This window comes from Roseisolibacter sp. H3M3-2 (assembly GCF_029211165.1).
Lineage (GTDB): Bacteria > Gemmatimonadota > Gemmatimonadetes > Gemmatimonadales > Gemmatimonadaceae > Roseisolibacter.
Genome location: NZ_JARGEK010000574.1, coordinates 1 through 2,060, shown reverse-complemented (window position 1 = coordinate 2,060; position 2,060 = coordinate 1). Strand labels below are relative to the sequence as shown.

The window sequence follows — 2,060 nt, the reverse complement described above, 5'->3', positions numbered from 1 at the left end:
GACTCGCTCGACGCGGCGTTCGCCGCGGTGCGCGCCGCGCTCGACGTGCGGCGCCCCGGGGCGCTCCTCGCGCCGCTGCGGCGCGCCCGCCGCCTGCGCGACGCCGTGTGCCCGTGCGAGGAGACCGACGCCCTGTCGCGCGACCTCGCCACGACGCGCCAGGACGCCGTGCGGCGCCTGCACCACGCGGTGCTGCTGGCCGCCGGCGTGGAGCTCGACGCGACCGCGGCGCGCGAGCGCCTCGTCGTCGGCCGGCCGGCGCCCGTGACCGTGACCGTGTACAACCGCGGCACGCGCCCGGTCGAGGTGCGCACGCTGCAGGTCGAGGGGCTGGAGTCGGCGCCCGACCTGCTCGCCGGGGGCGCGCCGCTGGTGCTCGCGCCGGGGACGTCCGCCTCGCGCACCGGGAGCATCACGCCGGTCGAGCCGACGCGCCCGCGGTGGCGGCCGGTGCCGCGCGCGAGCGACGTGTTCGCGGTCGGCGGCGGCGCGGCGACGCGCAAGGAGTGGCGCTACGCCGGCGCGGCCGACGTCATCGCCGACGTGCGCGGCGACGGCGCGCGCGCGGTGGCCGAGGCGCCGCTCGTGTACCGCAGCGTCGACCCGGTGCGCGGCGAGGTCGCGCGCCCGGCGGCCGCGGTGCCGGCCGTCTCGGTGGGCTTCGACCGCACCGTCGAGTACGCGCGCGCCGAGCTGACGCTGGAGCGCACGCTGCTCGTCCGCGTGCGCTCCGCCGACACCACCGCGCGCCGCGTGACCGTGCGCCTGACGCTCCCCGACGGCGTGCGCGCCGACAGCGCCGCGCGCACCGTCACCCTCGGCGGCGCGGAGACGCCGACGGCGGTCGCGTTCCGGCTGCGCGGCACGCTGCGCCCGGGCGCCCACGTGGTGCGCGCCGAGGCGGAGAGCGAGGGGGCGCGGTTCGCGGAGGGGTACCAGACCGTCGACTACGAGCACGTGCGCCCGCAGCGGCTCTACCGGCCGGCGGCGCTGACGCTGCAGGCGGTGGACGTCGCGCTGCCGGCGCGGGCGCGCGTCGCCTACGTCCCCGGCGTCGGCGACAACGTCGCGCCGATGCTCGCGCAGCTGGGTCTCGACGTGACCGTGCTCGACCCGGCCGCGGTGGGGGAGGCCGACCTGTCGCGCTTCACGAGCATCGTCGTCGGGCCGCGCGCGTACGAGGCGAGCGACGCGCTGGCGGCGCAGAACGCGCGGCTGCTCGACTGGGCGCGCGCGGGGGGCACGCTGGTCGTGCAGTTCGGGACGTACGAGTACCTGCGCCCCGGGATCGTGCCGTACCCGATCACCCTCGACCGCCCGGTGCGCCGCGTGACGATCGAGGAGGCGCCGGTGACGCCGCTCTCGCCGGCGCCGCGCGTGCTCACCACGCCGAACCGCATCGGCCCCGCCGACTGGGAGGGGTGGGTGCAGGAGCGCGCGACCTACGTGCCGACGACGTGGGACGCCGCGTTCCGGCCGGCGGTCGAGTCGCACGACCCCGGGGAGCCCGAGAGCCGCGGCGCGCTGCTCGTCGCCCCGCTCGGGCGCGGCACCTACGTGTACGCCACGCTCGCGCTCTTCCGGCAGCTGCCGGCCGGCAACCCGGGCGCCGCGCGCCTCTTCGTGAACCTCCTCGACGCGCGCGCCGCCGCGCCGTGAGCGCGTCGTCGCTGGAGCTGCGCGCGCTGGCGCGCCGCCACGCCGACGCCGCGCGCCCGGCGCTCGACGGGGTGTCGCTGGCGCTGCTGGCGCGCGGGCTGCTGGCGCTGGTCGGCCCGTCGGGGGCGGGGAAGACGACCACGCTGCGCCTCGCCGCCGGCTACGAGCGCCCCGACGCCGGCGCCGTGCTGCTCGACGGCGCCGACATCACCGACCTCCCCGCCGAGCGGCGCGGCTTCGGCGTCGTGTTCCAGCACCACGCGCTCTTCCCGCACCTGTCGGTGCGCGACAACGTCGCCTTCGGGCTGGGGGCGCGCCGGGTGCGCCGCGCCGAGCGCGCCGCGCCCGCCGACGACGCGCTGGTGGCGCTCGGGCTCGCGGGGACCGGCGCGCGCGGCGTG

Annotated in this window: 1 protein-coding gene and 1 pseudogene; both read left to right on the top strand. The window is 79.6% G+C overall.

Annotation, left to right across the window (positions count from 1 at the left end; genetic code table 11):
- A pseudogene (locus PYV61_RS24670) lies at window positions 1-1,659 on the top strand (hypothetical protein); the annotation flags it as partial.
- On the top strand, window positions 1,656-2,060 hold a 405-nt coding region (locus PYV61_RS24665), incomplete at its 3' end, for an ATP-binding cassette domain-containing protein (RefSeq protein WP_275836533.1). The pseudogene PYV61_RS24670 and the gene PYV61_RS24665, both read left to right, overlap by 4 nt.